This window comes from Streptomyces sp. NPDC029122 (assembly GCF_055569445.1).
Genome location: NZ_JBVHWK010000006.1, coordinates 157,390 through 177,429, shown reverse-complemented (window position 1 = coordinate 177,429; position 20,040 = coordinate 157,390). Strand labels below are relative to the sequence as shown.

Annotated in this window: 13 protein-coding genes; 5 read left to right on the top strand and 8 right to left on the bottom strand. The window is 71.9% G+C overall.

Annotation, left to right across the window (positions count from 1 at the left end; genetic code table 11):
* Window positions 1-113 precede the first annotated feature (113 nt).
* A complete protein-coding gene (locus ACZ4WZ_RS10385) occupies window positions 114-1,229 on the top strand; it encodes a glycosyltransferase (protein WP_467887753.1) in 1,116 nt (371 codons plus the stop codon).
* A gap of 4 nt (window positions 1,230-1,233) precedes the next feature.
* Here ACZ4WZ_RS10385 and ACZ4WZ_RS10380 read toward each other — a convergent pair whose 3' ends face one another.
* From ACZ4WZ_RS10380 to gmd, 4 genes are all read right to left on the bottom strand, one after another.
* A complete protein-coding gene (locus ACZ4WZ_RS10380) occupies window positions 1,234-1,452 on the bottom strand; it encodes a hypothetical protein (RefSeq protein WP_467887750.1) in 219 nt (72 codons plus the stop codon).
* A gap of 95 nt (window positions 1,453-1,547) precedes the next feature.
* On the bottom strand, window positions 1,548-2,234 hold the full coding sequence (locus ACZ4WZ_RS10375) for a hypothetical protein (RefSeq protein WP_467887747.1): 687 nt from the start codon (window positions 2,232-2,234) through the stop codon (window positions 1,548-1,550).
* An 81-nt stretch (window positions 2,235-2,315) separates the two neighbouring features.
* Window positions 2,316-5,090, bottom strand: coding sequence for a CBM96 family carbohydrate-binding protein (locus ACZ4WZ_RS10370; RefSeq protein WP_467887744.1), 2,775 nt, complete (start codon window positions 5,088-5,090; stop codon window positions 2,316-2,318).
* Window positions 5,091-5,345: 255 nt separating this feature from the next.
* The gene (gmd, locus tag ACZ4WZ_RS10365) at window positions 5,346-6,359 is read right to left on the bottom strand and encodes a GDP-mannose 4,6-dehydratase (protein WP_467887741.1); all 1,014 of its coding nucleotides are present in this window, start codon (window positions 6,357-6,359) and stop codon (window positions 5,346-5,348) included.
* A gap of 342 nt (window positions 6,360-6,701) precedes the next feature.
* Here gmd and ACZ4WZ_RS10360 point away from each other — a divergent pair, with 342 nt between their 5' ends.
* Window positions 6,702-7,646: a GDP-L-fucose synthase family protein gene (locus ACZ4WZ_RS10360; RefSeq protein ID WP_467887738.1), complete on the top strand. Its 945-nt coding sequence runs from the start codon at window positions 6,702-6,704 to the stop codon at window positions 7,644-7,646.
* A gap of 34 nt (window positions 7,647-7,680) precedes the next feature.
* Here the strand turns inward: ACZ4WZ_RS10360 and ACZ4WZ_RS10355 are convergent, their stop codons facing one another.
* Window positions 7,681-9,138: an exopolysaccharide biosynthesis polyprenyl glycosylphosphotransferase gene (locus ACZ4WZ_RS10355; RefSeq protein ID WP_467887737.1), complete on the bottom strand. Its 1,458-nt coding sequence runs from the start codon at window positions 9,136-9,138 to the stop codon at window positions 7,681-7,683.
* A gap of 414 nt (window positions 9,139-9,552) precedes the next feature.
* On the opposite strand from ACZ4WZ_RS10355, the gene ACZ4WZ_RS10350 reads away from it, so the two are divergent.
* Window positions 9,553-11,823: a M4 family metallopeptidase gene (locus ACZ4WZ_RS10350; protein WP_467887734.1), complete on the top strand. Its 2,271-nt coding sequence runs from the start codon at window positions 9,553-9,555 to the stop codon at window positions 11,821-11,823.
* Between the two features lie 96 nt (window positions 11,824-11,919).
* Here the strand turns inward: ACZ4WZ_RS10350 and ACZ4WZ_RS10345 are convergent, their stop codons facing one another.
* From ACZ4WZ_RS10345 to ACZ4WZ_RS10335, 3 genes are all read right to left on the bottom strand, one after another.
* Window positions 11,920-12,360: a hypothetical protein gene (locus ACZ4WZ_RS10345; RefSeq protein ID WP_467887732.1), complete on the bottom strand. Its 441-nt coding sequence runs from the start codon at window positions 12,358-12,360 to the stop codon at window positions 11,920-11,922.
* A gap of 223 nt (window positions 12,361-12,583) precedes the next feature.
* Complete coding sequence (glgP, locus tag ACZ4WZ_RS10340) at window positions 12,584-15,223, bottom strand: alpha-glucan family phosphorylase (RefSeq protein WP_467887729.1); 2,640 nt, start codon at window positions 15,221-15,223, stop codon at window positions 12,584-12,586.
* 77 nt (window positions 15,224-15,300) lie between these two features.
* A complete protein-coding gene (locus tag ACZ4WZ_RS10335; protein WP_467887727.1) occupies window positions 15,301-15,948 on the bottom strand; it encodes a GNAT family N-acetyltransferase in 648 nt (215 codons plus the stop codon).
* 331 nt (window positions 15,949-16,279) lie between these two features.
* Here ACZ4WZ_RS10335 and ACZ4WZ_RS10330 point away from each other — a divergent pair, with 331 nt between their 5' ends.
* Together ACZ4WZ_RS10330 and treS are read left to right on the top strand one after the other, a co-directional pair.
* Complete coding sequence (locus tag ACZ4WZ_RS10330) at window positions 16,280-18,274, top strand: alpha-1,4-glucan--maltose-1-phosphate maltosyltransferase (RefSeq protein ID WP_467887724.1); 1,995 nt, start codon at window positions 16,280-16,282, stop codon at window positions 18,272-18,274.
* A complete protein-coding gene (gene treS / locus ACZ4WZ_RS10325) occupies window positions 18,271-19,977 on the top strand; it encodes a maltose alpha-D-glucosyltransferase (protein WP_467887723.1) in 1,707 nt (568 codons plus the stop codon). The genes ACZ4WZ_RS10330 and treS overlap by 4 nt, the downstream gene beginning before the upstream one ends.
* Window positions 19,978-20,040: the final 63 nt, after the last annotated feature.

Below are 20,040 nucleotides of genomic sequence, written 5' to 3'. Positions count from 1 at the left end.
GTGACCGTGGGCCGCTGCGCGGTGGCGGGCGCGGGCGCGGTCGTGCACCGGGACCTGCCCGCCCTGACCCTGCAGACCCAGGACGGGCGCCGCCGCCCGGTGGAGGAGCCGAAGTGAGAGTCCTGCACGCCGTCACCCTGCACTCCCCCTCGCACGCCTTCGGCGGCCCCGTACGGGTCGCGCTGAACCTGGCCGCGGGGCTCCGGGCGCGCGGGCACGAGGCGCGGCTCCTCGCGCTCGGGGAGGGCTTCGATCCGTGGCCGACCGCGGTGGAGGGGGTGCCGGCGAAGCTGTTCCCGGCCCGCCGGCTGCTGCCCCTCGGCTTCAGCGGGATGACCTCGCCGGCCCTGCTGGCCTCGGCGGGCCGCCTGGTGCGGGACGCCGACGCCGTCCACGTCCACCTGGCCCGGGACCTGGTCACCCTGCCCGTGGCGCTGGCCGCGCTGCGGGCCCGCAAACCGCTGGTGCTCCAGACCCACGGCATGGTGGACCCGAGCGCGAAGGTCCTGGCCAAGGTCCTCGACGCGGTGGCGGTACGCCGCCTGCTGCGCGGCGCGGACGCGGTGCTGTACCTGACCCCGCACGAGAGGGAGGGGCTCGACGCGGTGGCCGGCTCGCCGCTGGCGCGGGCCGTCCGGCTGGTCAACGGCACCCCGGCGCAGGAGGAGCGTCCGCCGCCGGCCGGTCCGCCGCGCATCCTGTACTCGGCGCGGCTCCAGGCCCGCAAGCGCCCGGTGGACTTCGTGGACGCGGCCCCGGCGGTGCTCGCCGTCCACCCCGACGCGGAGTTCGTCGTGGCCGGCCCGGACGAGGGCGAGGCCGCGGCGGTCCGGGCCCGGATCGACTCCCTCGGCCTGGGCGGCCGGTTCACCGTCCCGGGGGCCCTGTCCACCCCCGAGGTGCTGGCGGAGCTGCGCCGCGCGCACGTCTACGTACTGCCCTCGGTGGACGAACCGTTCCCCATGTCGGTCCTGGAGGCCCTCGCGGTGGGCGTCCCCACGGTGGTCACCCACTCCAACGGCCTGGCCCGCGACATCGCGGCGGCGGGCGCGGGCCGCGCCGTCGAACCGGGACCGGAGAACGTGGCACGGGCGGTCCTCGACCTCCTGACCCCCGCCGCGAACGCGAGCGCCTCCACGGCCGCCCGCGAACTGGCCGCGGCCTCCTTCTCGATGGACGCCGTACTGGACACCCTGCTCGGGGTGTACGAGGGGGCCGTGCGGCGCTGAGGCCTCAGAGGTCGCCCCGGTGGTGCTCCTCCACCACCGGGAAGGCGGCCGTGGTGCGGCGGCGCTTGAGGACGCTCGCGTAGACGCCGAGGCCGACGCAGCCGGCCGCCATCATGATCAGGCCGACGAGGTCGAGGTTGACGCTCTCCAGCTCCCAGTCACTCGCGAAGGTGAGGACGGCCCCCACCACGATCAGGGCGATGCAACCGCCGATGCCCCGCATAGGATTCGCCTCCGTCTGTCGTGTGACGGCGCGGTTACCCGCAAGACGGGCGGGGAAACGCCCGTCGGGGCGGGGCGGTTGAAGCGCGGCGGTGCTTACGCCGGCAGCCAGGCGTAGCAGCCCGTCGAGCTGAAGCGGTCCGCGCCGGCGGGGATGGCGGCCGTGATCCGGTCGCCCGGCTTGGGCGGGGCTTCCGGACCCGAGGCGAGGACGGAGCCGTCCTTGGCCCTGACCTCCCAGGTGCACGTGGTGCTCTGGGTCAGGGCCCGGTAGGTGCCGGGGGCGGGGGCGGTGCGGGGGCCGTCGCCGAAGCCCTTCTCCGCGGTCTCCAGGACCGGCTTCTGTTCCGGGCAGAGCAGGGTGATCGCCTCCCTGGCCCCGGTGACCTCGCCGGAGATGACGGCCGCGGCCGCGGCTTCCTTGTCCCGCTTGGCCGTGCGCTCCACCCGCTGGCAGGTCTCCTGGCCGATCTGGAGGACGGCCGCCGGGTCCGTCTTCTCCGGGACGCGTCCGCTCAGGTACTTCTTCTCGTTCTCCTTGAAGCTGCCCGTCTTCGGGGTGAGCTTCGCGTCGGGCAGGACCGGGCCCGTCGGCTTCGCGTCGGGCGGGGCCGCCGCGGTCGGCCCGCTGGTGGCGTCCGCCGGGTCGGGGACGGAGGACGGGGCCGGCGGCTTCGGATCGGCGGTCCGGGCGGTACCGGCCCCGCCGTCGTCCGCGGAACAGCCGGTCAGCGTGAGGGCGGCGGCGAGCAGGACGGCGGCCGCCGCGGAGCGTCGGTACATCAGGTGGCTCCCGTACGTCTGGGTGGGTAGGCGTACGGGGCCCGGCGCTTGGCGTGCCGGGCCCCGTATGCCGTCAGGCGGTTACTTCTGGCCGAAGGTGAGGACCAACTGCGGGGCGGCGTCCGCGGCGGTGGACTCCGAGGACCAGATCCACAGCGGGTCGGTGCCCGTGCCGGTCAGGCCGAGGCTGTAGCTGCCGCCCAGCACCGCGGAGACCGCGGCGGTGTCCAGTTCGACGTTCTGGACGGCCGAGCCGTCCGGCACGCCCGCGATGCTGCCGAGCGGGGTGGTGCCGAGGGTGGGCTTGGTGTTGAACGTCGTGCCGTCGCCGCTCCAGGTGCCGGTGACGGGGACCACGGAGACGGTGTCGGCGGTGCCGGCACCGGCCTGCGTGGAGGTCTTGAACTGGAGGGAGGCGGCCTTCAGGACCTGTCCGGCCGGGGCGGCCGGGAGGGTGAAGCGCAGGTACGTCTCGTACGCCGAGGTGCCGCGCACCGCGAGGGAGGACGAGGTGCCGTAGGCGGTGGCCGGGGCGCCCTGGTTGATGTAGGTGTCCTCGGAGACGGCGACCTTGGCGACCGTGTCCGTCGGGGCCTTGGCCAGGTCGAAGTGGGACTTGACCTGGGCCTGGGTGAGCGCCGACGGGTAGACGGCGGTCTCGTCGATCTGCCCGGCGAAGAAGTTGCTCGTCGGGCGGCTCGGCCAGCCGCTGAGGTTGTCGCCGCCCACGTGCCAGTAGCCGGCGTACGCGGCGGAGGTGGTGGCGCTGTGGGTGCCCTTGTTCTGGCCGTCCACGTACAGGGTCATGCCGCCGGGGCCCTGCGTGCCGACGACGTGGTGCCACTTGTTGTCGTTGTACGTCTCGAACAGGCCGGTGGAAATGGTGCGGGCCGAGCCGTTGTAGACGCCGAAGACGAGGCGGCCGGTGTTGGTCATGTACAGCTGCTTGTCGAAGGAGCCGCTGGTGTTGACCGTGTTGTTGCCGAAGCCGATCAGCTTGCCGCCGCGCGTGGTGTTCGTCTTGAACCAGGTCTCGACGGTGAAGGCGCTGCCGACGAACTGCCGGTGGTCGCTGTGCACCTGCTGGCTGGTGCCGTTGAAGCCCATGGCGGTGCTGGTGCCGCTGACGGCGCCGGGGCTCTGGCGCAGCGCGGGGGCGTTGACCTGGATGCCGCTGGTGTTGCCGCCGACGGAGGAGTCGGCGACGTACGGGCTGACCGTGTCGTCGTAGCGCCAGTACAGCTGGGCGCCGTCCGCGCGGACCTTGTCCGGGTAGGCCTGGACGGAGACCGGGACGGTCACGGAGGCGTTCGCCGACAGGGCGCTGGTGTTGCCGGCGGCGTCGGTGGCGGTCACCCGGTAGGTGTACGACTGGCCGGCCTTGACGCTGGTGTCGGTCCAGGAGGCCTGCGGGCGCTCGAACTCCAGGGAGTCGGCGGTCATGGTGTGGACCGGGGTGGCCGAGCCGTTGCGGTAGATCCGGTACGTGAGCTTGCTGTCGTCCTGGTCGTAGCTGGTGCGCCAGCGGACCTGGGCCTCGCCGGGCTTGACGCTGGCGGCGCTGGCGACGGGGGTGGTCGGCGCGCCGATGTCACCGGTGCTGGCGAAGCGGGTCAGGGCCTGCTGGGGGCGGCCGTTGATGAGGGTGAACTCACCGCCCGCCCACAGGTACTTGACGCCGTTCTTCTCGGCGACGGACATGACGCGCGGGCCGATGCCCTCACCGACGCCGTCGTTGGCGGTGGGGTGCCAGCCGAGCTTGCGCGGGCCGCGTACGAAGCCGTCCACGGGCGCGGGGGCGGCGCCGGTGTGGTCGGTGGGCTGGGCGAGGAAGAAGTGCCGCTTGCCGTCGGGGAATTCGAGCTCGGTGGAGCAGTCGTGCGCGTGCGAGGAGCTGTAGAGGACTCCGTCGTACGGCAGCACGTACTGGGTCGCGCCGAGGCAGCGGTCGCGCCACTTCTCGCCGAAGTCGAGGTTCAGGCCGAGGCGGCCGTCGAAGACGCCGCCGCCGGAGCCCTCGTTGCCCGTGTAGTAGCCCGTCGCGTCGGCGGATATGTGCTTGACGACCGAGTTGGACGGGATGTTGGAGTACGTCTTGGTGACCGCGCCCGTGGTGGCGTCGACGACCGCGAGCGCGTGGGTGCCGGCGCCGTTGACGGCGAAGAAGTCGCCGCCGAGCAGGACGTTCTTGCCGTCGTTGCTGACCTTGACGGCCCGGCCGGGCTCGTCCGCGTTGGCGGTGAAGGGCTTGAGGGCACCGGAGGCCGCGTCGACCGCGGCGAACCGCTCGCGGGTCTGGCCGTCGACGGTGCCGAAGTCGCCGGCCACGTAGAGCGTGTCGTCGGTGACGTCGAGCGCGCGCACGGTGGCGGGCACGCCCGGGTGGAACGAGGCCTTGGGGGTGCAGCTCTCGATGTCGATCGCGGCGAGGCTGGAGACGGGGGTGCCGTTGACGGCGCCGAAGTAACCGCCCGCGTACAGGGTCTTCTTGTCCTTGGAAACGGCCAGCGCCCGGACGGTGGCGCTGCCGTCGCTCACGGTGAAGGCCAGCTTGCAGGAGGTGGGGCTGCCCGTCGCGGCGTCCAGGGCGACGAAGTTGACCGCTTCCTGCTCGGCGCCGCCGGCGCCGTCGGGCGGGCGGACGGCCGAGAAGGTGCCGCCGGCGAAGACGGTGCCGTTCGCCTGCTCCATGGCGAAGACGACGCCGTTCGGCTGCCAGGTGGGCAGTTCGTCGGCGGTGAACGCCACCGGCGGCGTGATGGCGGACGCCTCGGGCATCAGCACGAGGCCGAGTCCCGTGCCGGCGCCGGCCAGTGACAGGGCGAGGGCAGCAGTCAGCCCTCTGGATCTACGCATGGGCCCCCCAGGGCTTTCGCCCGGTTTGATGGCTGGAACTATCCGAACAGCCATATGTACTGGCGCAGACTAGGGCTCACGCGAGGGCCCGGTCATCTCACTTGACCCATTGCATACCAACTTGGAATCAACGGGGTTCAGGCGGGAGGGTGCACTGTGGACATACGGCGGGTACGCGCCCGGCCATACCCGTACGAAGCCCTGAGCTCGCGGGAATGGCCGGGACACGGCAAATCGTAGGCGAAGCGGGACGCCTCAGCGGTCGATCCGCACGGTGGCGCCCGCCAGTTGGTCCTCGACCTGGCGGACATCGACGTCGACCATGATCCGCGCCAGTTCGGGTACCAGCACCGTCGGCTTCCAGCCAAGGATCTCCCGCGCCTTGGAGGCGTCGCCGATGAGCGCGTCGACCTCGCTGGGGCGCTCGTACTTGGCGTCGTAGCGCACGTGCTGGGTCCAGTCGAGGCCGGCGTGGGCGAAGGAGGACTCCACGAACTCCCGCACGGTGGCGGCGACTCCGGTGGCGACCACGTAGTCGGTGGGCTCGTCCTGCTGGAGCATGCGCCACATCGCGTCGACGTACTCGGGGGCGTAGCCCCAGTCGCGGACGGCGTCGAGGTTGCCGAGGTAGAGGTGGCCCTGGAGACCGGCCTTGATGCGGGCGACGGCGCGGGTGATCTTGCGGGTCACGAAGGTCTCGCCGCGGCGGGGTGACTCGTGGTTGAAGAGGATCCCGTTGACGGCGAACATGTCGTACGCCTCCCGGTAGTTCACCGTGGTCCAGTACGCGAAGACCTTGGCCGCGCCGTACGGGCTGCGCGGGTGGAAGGGGGTGGCCTCGTTCTGCGGGGGCGGGGTGGAGCCGTACATCTCGGAGGACGACGCCTGGTAGATCCGGGTGTCGACACCGCTGGCCCGGATGGCCTCCAGCAGGCGCAGCGCGCCGAGTCCGGTCACGTCGCCCGTGTAGAGGGGGGCGTCGAAGGAGACGCGGACGTGCGACTGGGCGCCGAGGTTGTAGACCTCGTCGGGGCGTATGTCGCGCAGCAGGTTCACCAGGGCGACGCCGTCGGAGAGGTCGGCGTGGTGCAGCACGAAGGAACGGTTCTCCGTCTGCGGATCCTGGTAGACGTGGTCGATCCGCTCCGTGTTGAAGCTGGAGGACCGCCGCACGAGCCCGTGCACCGTGTAGCCCTTGGAGAGCAGGAGCTCGGCGAGGTACGAGCCGTCCTGCCCGGTGACGCCGGTGATCAGTGCGGTCTTGCCCATCTGGGGTCCCCCTGGGGTCGGTTGCTGTTGTGTCCGGGGCCGCGCCCCGGTGCCTGCGTGCGGCCCGGCCGGCCGCTGGTCGTGCGCGGCCGCGCGGGACCGGCGGCCGCACGGCGGCCGCTCCCCCGTTCCCGGCGACCGGATGGGTACCGTACACGCCGGGCCGGCGGCGTCCGGGCCCGTCGGCGTCCGGGGCGCTGACGTTCGTGGCTCCGGCCCTTGGTGACGCGGCCTCAGGCCGGTGCGGTCCCGGGGCCGGAGGGCCCGCCGCTTCCGGCCGCCGGCCGTCGGGATCCCGGCTCCCCGGGAACCCGCCGCGAGCGGACTGGCATCATCGGCGGTATGACACGTTCGCAGCCCCTCCTGCCCCCGCACGCCCGCGTCTTCGTCGCCGGACACCGCGGCCTCGTGGGGTCCGCGGTCGCGCGCCGCCTCACCGCCGACGGCCACGAGGTGCTCACCCGCGGCCGCGTCGACCTCGACCTGCGCGACGCCACCGCGACGGAGGCGTACCTGCGGGACGTCCGCCCCGACGCCGTCGTGCTGGCCGCCGCCAAAGTCGGCGGGATCATGGCGAACAGCACGTACCCGGTGCAGTTCCTGGAGGACAACCTCAGGATCCAGCTCAGCGTCATCGCCGGCGCCCACGCCGCCGGCGTGGGCCGTCTGCTGTTCCTCGGCTCCTCCTGCATCTACCCGAAGCTGGCCCCGCAGCCCATCACCGAGGACGCCCTGCTGACGGGTCCCCTCGAGCCCACGAACGAGGCCTACGCCCTCGCGAAGATCGCCGGCATCGTGCAGGTCCAGTCGTACCGCAAGCAGTACGGGGCCTCGTACATCTCCGCGATGCCCACGAACCTCTACGGCCCGGGCGACAACTTCGACCTCCAGTCCTCGCACGTGCTGCCCGCCCTCATCCGCCGCTTCCACGAGGCGGCGGCCGAGGGCCGCGAGGAGGTCGTCCTGTGGGGCAGCGGCACCCCGCGCCGGGAGTTCCTCCACGTGGACGACTTGGCGGCCGCCTGCGCGGTGCTGCTGGAGCGCTACGACGGTGACGAGCCCGTCAACATCGGCTGCGGGGAGGACCTCACCATCAAGGAACTGGCCGAGACGGTCGCCGAGGTGACCGGTTTCCGGGGCAGGCTGGCCTGGGACACGTCGAAGCCCGACGGGACCCCGCGCAAGCTGCTGGACGTCTCGCGCCTGACCTCGCTGGGCTGGAAGCCGGGCATCGCGCTGCGGGACGGCATCGACGCCACCTACCGCTGGTGGCTGGCTCAGAGCTGACGGGCTCAAAGGGGGCCTCAACGGGGGCCGCCCCTCAGTACGCTCCGCGACCGTCGACGACGGCGCGGAGCGTACGGCCCATCACGTCGACGTCGCTGGTGAAGGACCAGTTGTCCACGTACTCCAGATCGAGCTGAATCGTTTCGTCCCAGGACAGGTCAGACCGCCCGCTGATCTGCCACAGTCCGGTCATCCCGGGCCGCACGGTGAGCCGGCGCAGCTCGACCTCGTCGTACTCGGCCACCTCCTCGGGGAGGGGCGGCCGGGGGCCGACCAGCGACATGCTGCCCGTCAGTACGTTGACCAGCTGGGGCAGTTCGTCCAGCGAGGTGCGGCGCAGCAGCCGGCCCACCCGGGTGACCCGGGGATCGCGGCGCATCTTGAACATCAGGCCGTCGTTCTCGTTGGCCCCCGCCAGGTCGGCCTTGAGGCGCTCGGCGTCCACCACCATCGTGCGGAACTTCCACATGACGAAGGGGACTCCGCCGCGCCCGACGCGCCGCTGGCTGTAGAAGGCCGGCCCCTTCGAGCCGAGGCGGATGGCCAGGACGAGCCCGAGGAACAGCGGCGACAGCAGGAGCAGTCCGAGGGCCGCTCCCGCCCGGTCGAACACCGCCTTGAGCAGGGGCTGTAGCCCCCGCCGCACGGGCGGAGCGACCCGCAGCAGGGCGAGTCCCCCGGCGGACAGGGTCTCCAGCCGCTTGACGGAGACCTCCACCAGCCCGGGGAAGACGGCCAGTTCGAGGCGCTCGTCGTGCAGGGCCCACGCCACCCGGCGCAGCCGCTCCCCCGCGATCCGCGCCCCGGGCGCCACGAGCACCAGGTCGGCGCGGTGGCTGCGGACGGCTCCCAGCACGGCGGCGGCGTCCCCGTCCGGGGCCTGCGGCATCGAGGCGTCCAGCCGGGCCGCGACGGGCATGCCCCCGGCGAGGGGGCCCTCGCCGACGGGGACCACGCCGACGACGACGTAGGGGTGGTCGGTGCGCGCGGCGAGGTGCGCGATGACGTGCTCGGCGGCGGCGGGCTCGCCCACCACCAGGACCCGGCTGACGGCCTGCGCCTCGCGGCGGGCGGCGGAAAGGTGGTGGTACGTCAGTTTGTGGCGGGCAACGGTGACGAGGAGCGCGGGCAGCAGGGCGCCGAGGGCGGCGAGCCGGGGGGTGTCCTCCGCCGTCACCACGCGGACGACGGCCAGGACGCCGATCAGAATCAGCCAGTCGTGCAGCACGGGCAGCACCCCGCGGGACTCGCCGAGCACGCGTGCGGCGTACCGCCGGCGCAGGGCCTGCACCCCGGCCCAGGCGAGGGCCGCGCCGAGGGCGCAGTACCCGGGCCTGGCCTGCCCGGCCGCCTCGAAGACCAGGCCCACGGGCACGGCGGCCCCGATGAGGTCGGCGCTCACGGCAGCGGGCAGGTACCACCGCGCCTTGTCGCCGAGCCGCCGCACCGGCACCGCGGCCGGGCCGTCGGGCGCGGTCGTCTCTCCGGCCATCCTTTGCACAGGAAAATGGACATGCCTCATGGGCCCCCCTGGCACGTGGTCAATGTCGGTGGCGCCTGTCCACTGCTTCCCCTGGCAGCGAACATCCGTCGCACCGGGAAACAGTACGACAAACACCCGTACGGAAGATGCCGTTCGGGTGAACAAGGCCTCTCGTCGCCCACGGGTCAACAGGAGGCGGCAACCGTTCCGTCAGCCGGAGCGATCCCTTCCCATACCAAGGTGAATGGTTCGCATACCGGATACGTATCTTCGGACAACGGACTGTTTCCGGCCAACCTTTTGATGTGGCCCTGACATCGCAGCCCACAGGTGGCACTCTTCGATCCGTTCATCGCACCAGCCCTGATCTGCCCGGAGGCCCACCCAGCCATCCGGAACCCCCCCTTGCAGAAGGAGTCTGCGTTGAGTCCCACCCCCCAGCGGCGTGCCACCGCGGCCGGCGCACTCGTTGCCGCGGCCGCACTGCTCGCCGTAGGCATACAGGCCGGTTCCGCCACCGCCGACGCCACCGCGTCGCAGGCTGCCCGCGCGGCCGCCCAGCCCAACCCGGGCGCGGCCCCCGTCGTACTCAGCGCTTCGGAGCGTGCGACGCTCATCACCGAGGCCAACTCGACCTCCGCCCAGGCCGCCAAGGCGCTCGGCCTCGGCGGCGCCGAGAAGCTGATCGTCCGCGATGTGGTCAAGGACGCGGACGGCACCACGCACACCACCTACGAGCGGACCTACGACGGTCTGCCCGTCCTCGGCGGCGACCTCACCGTCCACGCCAAGGGCGGCGTCACCAAGAGCGTCACCAAGGCGACCCAGCACGAGATCAAGGTCGCCGACACCAACGCCACGGTCACCCCGGCCGCCGCCGAGGGCCAGGCCGTCTCGGCCGCGAACGCCGAGGGCTCCAAGCAGACCAAGGCCGACAAGGGCGCCCGCAAGGTGATCTGGGCCGCGGACGGCGTCCCGGTCCTCGCCTTCGAGACCGTCGTCGGCGGTCTCCAGGACGACGACACCCCCAGCCAGCTCCACGTGATCACGAACGCCAAGACCGGCGCGAAGATCGCCCAGTGGCAGGGTGTCCAGACCGGCACCGGCAACACCCAGTACAGCGGCCAGGTCACCCTCGGCAGCTCGCAGTCGGGCAGCAACTGGACGCTGACCGACGCCGGCCGGGGCAGCCACAAGACCTACAACCTGAACCGGGGCACCTCCGGCACCGGCACCCTGTTCTCCGGCCCGGACGACATCTGGGGCAACGGCCTCCCCTCCAACACGGAGACCGCCGGCGCGGACGCCCACTACGGCGCCCAGGTCACGTGGGACTACTTCAAGAACGTCCACGGCCGCAACGGCCTGCGCAACGACGGCGTCGCCCCGTACAGCCGGGTCCACTACGGCAACGCGTACGTCAACGCCTTCTGGGACGACTCCTGCTTCTGCATGACCTACGGCGACGGTGACGCCAACAGCAAGCCGCTCACCTCGATCGACGTGGCCGCGCACGAGATGACCCACGGCCTGACCTCGGTCACCGGCAACATGACCTACAGCGGTGAGCCCGGCGGTCTGAACGAGGCCACCTCCGACATCATGGCGGCGGCGGTCGAGTTCTACGCCAACAACCCGCAGGACGCCGGCGACTACCTCGTCGGCGAGAAGATCGACATCCGCGGCAACGGCACCCCGCTGCGCTACATGGACAAGCCGAGCAAGGACGGCTCCTCGAAGGACGCCTGGTACTCCGGCCTCGGCGGCATCGACGTCCACTACTCCTCGGGCCCGGCCAACCACTGGTACTACCTGGCCTCCGAGGGCTCCGGCGCCAAGGTCATCAACGGCGTGAGCTACGACTCGCCGACCTCCGACGGCCTCCCGGTCACCGCGATTGGCCGCGACGCCGCCTCGAAGATCTGGTTCCGCGCGCTGACGGTCGGCTACTTCAAGTCGACCACCAACTACGCCGACGCCCGCACCCAGACGCTGAGGGCCGCCGCCGACCTGTACGGCCAGGGCTCGGCCACGTACAACAACGTCGCCAACGCCTGGGCCGCCGTCAACGTCGGTCCGCGCATCAACGACGGTGTGACGGTCACCCCGATCGCCAACCAGACCACCCAGATCAACACGGCGGTCAGCCTCCAGGTCCAGGCGACCAGCACCAACCCCGGTGCGCTGACCTACTCGGCGACCGGCCTCCCGGCCGGCCTGTCGATCAACTCCTCGACCGGTCTGATCTCCGGTACGGCCACCACCGCGGCCACGTCCAACGTGACCGTCACCGTGACCGACTCGGCGTCCAAGACGGGCACGGCGTCCTTCACCTGGACCGTCGGCACGGCGCAGCAGAACGTGTTCGAGAACACCACCGACTACGCGATCGCCGACAACGCGACCGTCGATTCCCCGATCACGGTGACCCGGACCGGCAACGCCCCGAGCACCCTCAAGGTGGACGTCAACATCGTCCACACCTACATCGGTGACCTGAAGGTCGACCTGGTCGCCCCCGACGGCACCCTCTACAACCTGCACAACCGCGCCGGCGGCAGTGCGGACAACATCGTCAAGAGCTTCACGGTGAACGCCTCCTCCGAGGTCGCCCAGGGCGTCTGGAAGCTCCGGGTCAACGACAACGCGAGCGTGGACACCGGAAAGATCGACAGCTGGAAGCTCACCTTCTGACCCCACCGGGGCCGGTCGTGAACCAGAGCTGAACCGCCAGACCACGGGGCCGCCCGGGAGAAGACTCCCCGGGCGGCCCTGTCCCATACCGCGGTCCTAGTCGTCCTGCCAGTCGTCGTGCCAGTCGTCACGTCCGCCGTGGTGGCCGTCGTGGTGGCCGTGGTGGTGGCCGGCCGGCTTGAAGTACACCGACCGGACCGACAGGTCGCGCGCCCGCTCGCCCGGCCGGAGCGCCTCCACCGCCTCGCCTCCGCAGCTGCCGTCCTCGTACAGGAGGGCGAGGGACTCCGTCTCGTTGGCCACCCAGAAGGCGGGCCGGTTCCGCGAGGTGTTCGTCAGCCGGTAGCAGGTGTCGTTGTCGGCGGGCTCGATCGTCCTGCGGCGCACGTCGCCGTCGCCGTCCGTGAACCGGTAGTGCAGCTCACCGAGGGTGCCGCGGTCACGGTCGTGGTCGTAGGCCAGTGACGGGCCGGCGGTCGGCAGGACGAGCGCGCAGGAGGCGACCAGCGCGGCCGCGGCGGTGGAACGAAGACGCATGTGAGGGTCCGTTTCTCGGGTGCGGGGACACCGGCTCCGGTGGACGTCCCGGGACAGCCTCGGAGCGCACCGGCCGCCGGCGGGCTGCCATGCACAGCACGCTCGAAGCTTCACCCTCCCGGCACGCCCGCGCACCGCCACGGCGTCCGTACGGGTGTACGGACGCCGTGGCGGCCGGGGTGGCCGGGGCCCCAGCGCATCGGGGCCCCAGCGCATCAGGACCTCAGCGCATCAGGACCCCGCCCAGCGACGCCTCGCTGCCCACCGGCGCCGCGACGAGGCCCAGCTCGGCCGGGCTCGCCAGCAGCGGGTGCGCCGGCAGGACGCGCACGGTGTAGCCGAAGGGCCCCGTCCGGTCGAGGGCGAGCGGGCCCTCGTAGACCCAGCGCCCCTCCAGGTCGGGGCCGGCCGCGGGCTTGAGCGGGAAGGCCCGGCCGTCCCGGATCACGTCCTGGGCGTCGACCCGCCCCGCGACGGCCTGCACCTCCACGTCCTCCGGCGTGAGCGCGTCCAGCGCCACCCGCACCCGCAGCGTGAGGGTGGCGCCCAGCTCGGCGGTGCCTCCCACGGGCGCGGCGGCGACGGCCTCCACGTGCTCGACGGCGACCTCCGGCCAGGAGGCCCGGATCCGGCCCTTCCACCAGGCGAGGTCCCGCGCGGTGTCGGGGGTCAGGGTCCGGTGGGAGAGAGCGGCGGGGGCGTAGAGGCGCTCCACGTACTCCCGTACCATCCGCCCCGCGAGCACCTTCGGCCCCAGGGAGACCAGGGTGCGCCGGACCATCTCGATCCAGCGCACGGGCAGCCCGGCCCGGCCGTCCCGGTCGTAGAAGCGGGGTGCGACCCGCTCCTCGATCAGCTCGTAGAGGGCGCCCGCCTCCAGGTCGTCGCGGCGGTCCTCGTCCGTGCCGAGCCCGTCGGCCGTGGGGATGGCCCAGCCGAAGTCGGGTTCGAACCACTCGTCCCACCAGCCGTCCAGGACGGACAGGTTGAGGCAGCCGTTGAGCGCGGCCTTCATCCCGCTGGTCCCGCAGGCCTCCAGCGGGCGCAGCGGGTTGTTCAGCCAGACGTCGCAGCCCGGGTAGAGCTTCTGCGCCATGGCCATGCCGTAGTCCGGCAGGAAGACGATGCGGTGGCGCACGCGCGGGTCGTCGGAGAAGCGCACCAGCTCCTGCACGAGCCGCTTGCCGCCGTCGTCGGCCGGGTGCGCCTTGCCGGCGACGACGATCTGCACCGGGCGGTCCGGGTGCAGCAGCAGCCTGCGCAGCCGCTCGGGGTCGCGCAGCATCAGCGTGAGCCGCTTGTACGAGGGCACGCGCCGGGCGAAGCCGATGGTCAGCACGTCCGGGTCGAGGACGGTGTCGACCCAGCCGAGCTCGGCGTCGGCGGCTCCGCGCTGCTTCCAGGAGGCGCGCAGCCGGTCGCGCACCTCCTGGACGAGCTGCTCGCGCAGGGTCCGGCGTACGTCCCACACGTCCTGGTCGGCGATCTGCGCGACGGCGTCCCAGCGGGCGGAGGCGCCCACCGCGAGGGCGTCCTCGGTCCGTCCGGCCCCGATCTGGCGGGAGCCGAGGCGCATGACCTCGGGGGCGACCCAGGTCGGGGCGTGGACCCCGTTCGTCACGGAGACGATGGGCACGTCGGCGGCGTCGAAGCCCGGCCAGAGCCCGGCGAACATGCCCCGGCTGACCGCCCCGTGGAGGGTGGAGACGCCGTTGGCCCGCTGGGCGAGGCGCAGGCCCATCACGGCCATGTTGAACACCCCGGGGTCGCCGCCGGGGTAGGACTCGGCGCCCAGTTCGAGGATCCGCTCGGCGGGTACGCCGGCCAGCTCGCCGCCCTCGCCGAAGTGCCGGGCGACCAGGGAGCGGTCGAAGCGGTCGATGCCGGCGGGCACGGGGGTGTGGGTGGTGAACACGGTGCCGGCCCGTACGGCCTCGACGGCGGCGTCGAAGCCGAGGCCGTGCTCGCCGTCCAGTTCCCTTATGCGTTCCAGTCCGAGGAAGCCGGCGTGTCCCTCGTTGGTGTGAAAGACCTCGGGGTCGGCGTGGCCGGTGATCCGGCAGTACGCCCGCACGGCGCGGACCCCGCCGATGCCGAGCAGCATCTCCTGGAGCAGGCGGTGGTCGCTGCCGCCGCCGTAGAGCCGGTCGGTCACCTCGCGGGCGCCGGCGTCGTTGTCCTCGACGTCGGAGTCGAGAAGGAGCAGCGGCACCCGCCCGACGCGGGCCTGCCAGATGTGCGCGTGCAACGACCTTCCGCCGGGCAGGGTGAGCGACACCCGGGCGGGGGTGCCGTCCTCCTGCCTCAGCAGGGACAGGGGCAGCTCGTGGGGGTCGAGCACCGGGTAGTGCTCCTGCTGCCATCCGTCGCGGGAGAGCGACTGGCGGAAGTAGCCGTGCCGGTAGAGCAGGCCGACGCCGATGACCGGGACGCCGAGGTCGCTGGCGGCCTTGAGGTGGTCCCCGGCGAGGATGCCGAGCCCGCCGGAGTACTGGGGCAGGGCGGCGGTGATGCCGAATTCGGGGGAGAAGTAGGCGATGGCGGCCGGGAAACCGGCACTGTTCTCGTGGGTCTGGTACCACCTCGCGCCGTGGAGGTAGTCGTCGAGGTCGGCGGCGACGACGGCCAGCCGCCGCAGGAAGCGCCGGTCGGCGGCGAGTTCCTCGAGCCGGGCGGCGGGCACGGAGCCGAGCAGCCGGACGGGGTCGCCGCCGGCGGCCTGCCAGCCCTCGGGGTCGACGGATTGGAAGAGTTCGCGGGTTTCCGTATGCCACGACCAGCGCAGGTTGCGCGCGAGGTCGGAGAGCGGCATCAGGGGTTCGGGGAGGACGGGGCGCACGGTGAATCGACGGATAGCCTTCACACGTTCCACCTTCGCAGGGGATGACGGATCGGAGCGACCGCACCACGCTGTGCACCCGCGCGTCGGCCCCCGGAAGGCTAGCGCCGCGGACCGGCCCCGGCCATCCCGCCTCCCGGGGCGCCCTGCGGGGCGTCCGTCGCGAGACGGGCGTGGAGGTGCTCGTCGTGCCAGCCGTCGGCGTGCCGGAGCGCGCCGCGCATGGTGCCCTCCAGGGGGAAGCCCGCCTTGAGGGCGACGGCGCAGGAGGCCGGGTTGGCCACCGAGTGGCAGATCCGCAGCCGGTGCAGCCCCGCCTCGCGGAAGGCCCACTCGGCCACCGCGGCCACGCCCCGGGGCATCACCCCCCGGCCCCGGCCGTCCGGCAGCAGCCAGTACAGGAACTCCGCGGCGGCGCCCGCCGGGTCGAAGTCGCCGAGGCCGATCAGGCCGACGGCCGGGGAGCCCGGCCGCGGGGACACGGCCCACAGCGCCGCCTCCTGCCGCGTCCACCCCCGGTTCCAGCGGGCGATGCGGGCCGCCGCCGACCCGGGGGTCTCCGGCTCGGGCCGGTTCCAGTGCCGGATGCCGGGATCCTCGTACGCGGCGACGAGCACCGGGGCGTCCGCCTCCCGCCAGGGCCGCAGCAGCATCCCGCAGGGCAGGTCCAGCACCGGCTGCGGGGCGGCGCCCCATGGGGCGGGAGGGGCCGACGGGGTGAGGCGGGCGGGTGGTATTTCGCTGTCCATCGGCCCATCGTCGCCGACCTGACGGAGCATCGGCGGATGCCGGGCCGTCGCCCGTCGGCCACGTTCCCCTACGTACGAGTAGTTAACCGGCAGCACGGATTGGGCGGGGCGTGAGTGGGAAGGGCTGAGCGGGTACACGCGATACCACGCACGGCGCACCCGCCCAAAACCTTTCCCCGCCACCCGAGTGAACGCGGACAGGAGCGGCCATGCCCGCAGCCCAGCCGTCTTCCGAGCGGCTAGAAACAGAGCGAACAGAGCGTGCACTACCAGCCGTGAGTCCGGCTGGCCCGTCACCGAGCCCTGCGAACTGCCTCCAGGTGATCCCATCATGATCGGTCGCATTCCCGTGCTGGACGTCCGCCCCGCCGTCGACTGCGGCGCCAGACCCGCCAAGGCGGTCGTGGACGAGGTCTTCGAGATCTCCGCCACCGTGTTCCGCGAGGGCCACGACGCCGTATCCGCCCATGTCGTACTGCGCGACCCGAGCGGGCGGCTGCGCCCGCCGGTGCCGCTGCGGGAACTCGCCCCCGGCACCGACCGGTGGGGGGCCCGGATCTCCGCCGATGCCGAGGGGAGGTGGACCTACACCGTCGAGGCGTGGAGCGATCCGGTCGCCACCTGGCGGGCCCACGCCGCCATCAAGATCCCGGCGGGCCTGGACACCGGCCTGACCCTCCTGGAGGGCGCCGAGCTCTACGAGCGCGCCGCCGCCAGGATCCCGAAGCGGGACGGCCGCGAGGCCGTGCTGGCCGCCGCCGACGCGATGCGCGACGAGGACCGGCCGGCCGCCGAGCGGTACGCGGCCGCGCTGGCGCCCGCGGTGGACGCGGCGCTCGCCCGGCGCCCGTACCGGGAGCTGGTCACGGCCGCCAAGCCGCTGCCGCTGATCGTCGAACGCAAGCGGGCCCTCTTCGGTTCCTGGTACGAGATGTTCCCCCGCTCGGAGGGGGCGGTGGTGAAGCCGGGCGAGGCGCCGGTCAGCGGTACCTTCCGCACCGCCGCCGAACGGCTGCCGGCCATCGCCGCCATGGGCTTCGACGTCGTCTACCTGCCGCCGATCCACCCCATCGGGTCGACCTACCGCAAGGGCCCGAACAACACCCTGTCGGCGGGCAGTTGGGACCCGGGAGTGCCCTGGGCGATCGGCTCGACGGAGGGCGGCCACGACGCCGTCCACCCCGAGCTCGGCACCCTGGAGGACTTCGACGCCTTCGTGGAGCGGGCCCGGAGCCTGCGGCTGGAGGTCGCCCTGGACTTCGCCCTCCAGTGCTCCCCGGACCACCCGTGGGTGGAGAAGCACCCGGAGTGGTTCCGCCACCGGGCGGACGGGACGATCGCCTACGCCGAGAACCCGCCGAAGAAGTACCAGGACATCTTCCCGGTGCACTTCGACACGGACATGGCGGGCATCGTCGAGGAGACGGTCCGCATCCTGCGCCACTGGATGGACCACGGCGTCCGGATCTTCCGGGTCGACAACCCGCACACCAAACCGGTCGTGTTCTGGCAGAAGGTGATCGCCGAGATCAACAAGTCGGACCCCGACGTGATCTTCCTGGCGGAAGCCTTCACCCGGCCGGCCATGATGCGCGCGCTCGCCTCGGTCGGCTTCCAGCAGTCGTACACCTACTTCACGTGGCGCAACACCAAGGCCGAGCTGACCGAATACATGACCGAGCTGGCCGGCACCCATTCGGCCTCCGTGATGCGGCCGAACTTCTTCGTGAACACGCCGGACATCCTGCACGAGTACCTCCAGAAGGGCGGCCGGCCCGCCTTCGAGGTCCGGGCGGTCCTCGCCGCCACCCTCTCCCCCACCTGGGGCGTCTACGCGGGCTACGAGCTCTGCGAGAACGAGCCGGTCCGGGAGGGCAGCGAGGAGTACCTGAACTCCGAGAAGTACGAGCTGCGGCCGCGCGACTGGGCCGCCGCCGAACGCGAGGGCCGTTCGATCGCCCCGCTGATCACCGCCCTGAACCGGCTGCGCCGGCGCAACCCCGCCCTCCAGCAGCTGCGGGACATCCACTTCCACCAGACCGACAGCGAACAGGTGATCGCCTATTCGAAGCACTCGGGCGGAAATTCCGTACTGATGGTCGTCAACCTCGATCCGCACCACACCCAGGAGGCGACGGTCTCGTTGGACATGCCGGTACTCGGCCTCGACTGGCACGGGTCCCTCGCGGTGCGCGACGAGCTCACCGGCGAGACCTACCACTGGGGCAGGGCGAACTACGTGCGCCTGGAACCGGGCCGTACACCCGCGCACGTCCTGGCCGTCCTGCGACCGTCCCCGCCCACCGGAGGGTCACCCACCACATGATCATCAACGATCCCGTCCACGACACCTTCGAGGACACCCCCGCCAAGGACCGCGACCCCGACTGGTTCAAGCGGGCCGTCTTCTACGAGGTCCTGGTCCGCTCCTTCCACGACAGCAACGGAGACGGCGTCGGGGACCTCAAGGGGCTCACGGCCAAGCTGGACTACCTCCAGTGGCTCGGCGTCGACTGCCTGTGGCTGCCGCCGTTCTTCGCCTCCCCGCTGCGCGACGGCGGCTACGACGTCTCCGACTACACCTCCGTGCTGCCCGAGTTCGGCGACCTGGCCGACTTCGTGGAGTTCGTGGACGCCGCGCACACGCGTGGCATGCGGGTGATCATCGACTTCGTCATGAACCACACCAGCGACCAGCACGAGTGGTTCCAGCAGTCGCGCAAGGACCCCGACGGACCGTACGGGGACTACTACATGTGGGCCGACAACGACAAGCAGTACCAGGACGCCCGCATCATCTTCATCGACACCGAGACCTCGAACTGGACGTACGACCCCCTGCGCAAGCAGTACTACTGGCACCGCTTCTTCTCGCACCAGCCGGACCTCAACTTCGAGAACCCGGCCGTGCAGGAGGAGATCATCTCGGCCCTGCGCTTCTGGCTCGACCTCGGCATCGACGGCTTCCGCCTCGACGCCGTGCCCTACCTCTACGCCGAGGAGGGCACCAACTGCGAGAACCTGCCGCGCACCCACCAGCTCCTCAAGCGGGTCCGCGCGGAGATCGACGCGCACTACCCCGACACCGTGCTGCTCGCCGAGGCCAACCAGTGGCCCGAGGACGTCGTCGACTACTTCGGCGACTTCGCGAAGGGCGGGGACGAATGCCACATGGCCTTCCACTTCCCCGTCATGCCGCGCATCTTCATGGCCGTACGAAGAGAGTCGCGCTACCCCGTCTCCGAAATCCTGGCCAAGACCCCGGCGATCCCGGAGCGCTGCCAGTGGGGCATCTTCCTGCGCAACCACGACGAGCTCACCCTCGAGATGGTCACCGACGAAGAGCGCGACTACATGTACGCCGAGTACGCCAAGGACCCGCGCATGCGGGCCAACATCGGCATCCGGCGCCGGCTCGCCCCGCTCCTGGACAACGACCGCAACCAGATGGAGCTGTTCACCGCCCTCCTGCTGTCGCTGCCCGGCTCGCCGGTGCTCTACTACGGCGACGAGATCGGCATGGGCGACAACATCTGGCTCGGCGACCGCGACGGTGTACGCACCCCCATGCAGTGGACCCCGGACCGCAACGCCGGTTTCTCCTCCTGCGATCCGGGCAGGCTCAACCTGCCGGTCATCATGGACCCGGTCTACGGCTACCAGGTCACCAATGTCGAGGCGGCCATGGCGTCGCCCTCCTCACTGCTGCACTGGACCCGCAGGCTGATCGAGATCCGCAAGGCGAACCCGGCCTTCGGCCTCGGCTCGTACACCGAACTGCCCTCGTCCAACCCGGCGGTGCTCGCGTTCCTGCGCGAGTTCGGGGACGACCTGGTGCTGTGCGTGCACAACTTCTCCCGCTTCGCGCAGCCCACCGAGCTGGACCTGAGGTCGTTCAACGGGCGGGTCCCGGTGGAGCTCACGGGTGACGTGCGCTTCCCGCCGATCGGCGAGTGGCCGTACCTGCTGACCCTGGCGGGCCACGGCTTCTACTGGTTCCGGCTCCGCAGCGACCAGCGCGCCGACTGACGGACCGGCCACGGGGCGGGCACTCCTTTGGGTCAACGGCCCGCCCCTGTACGGATCATCTGA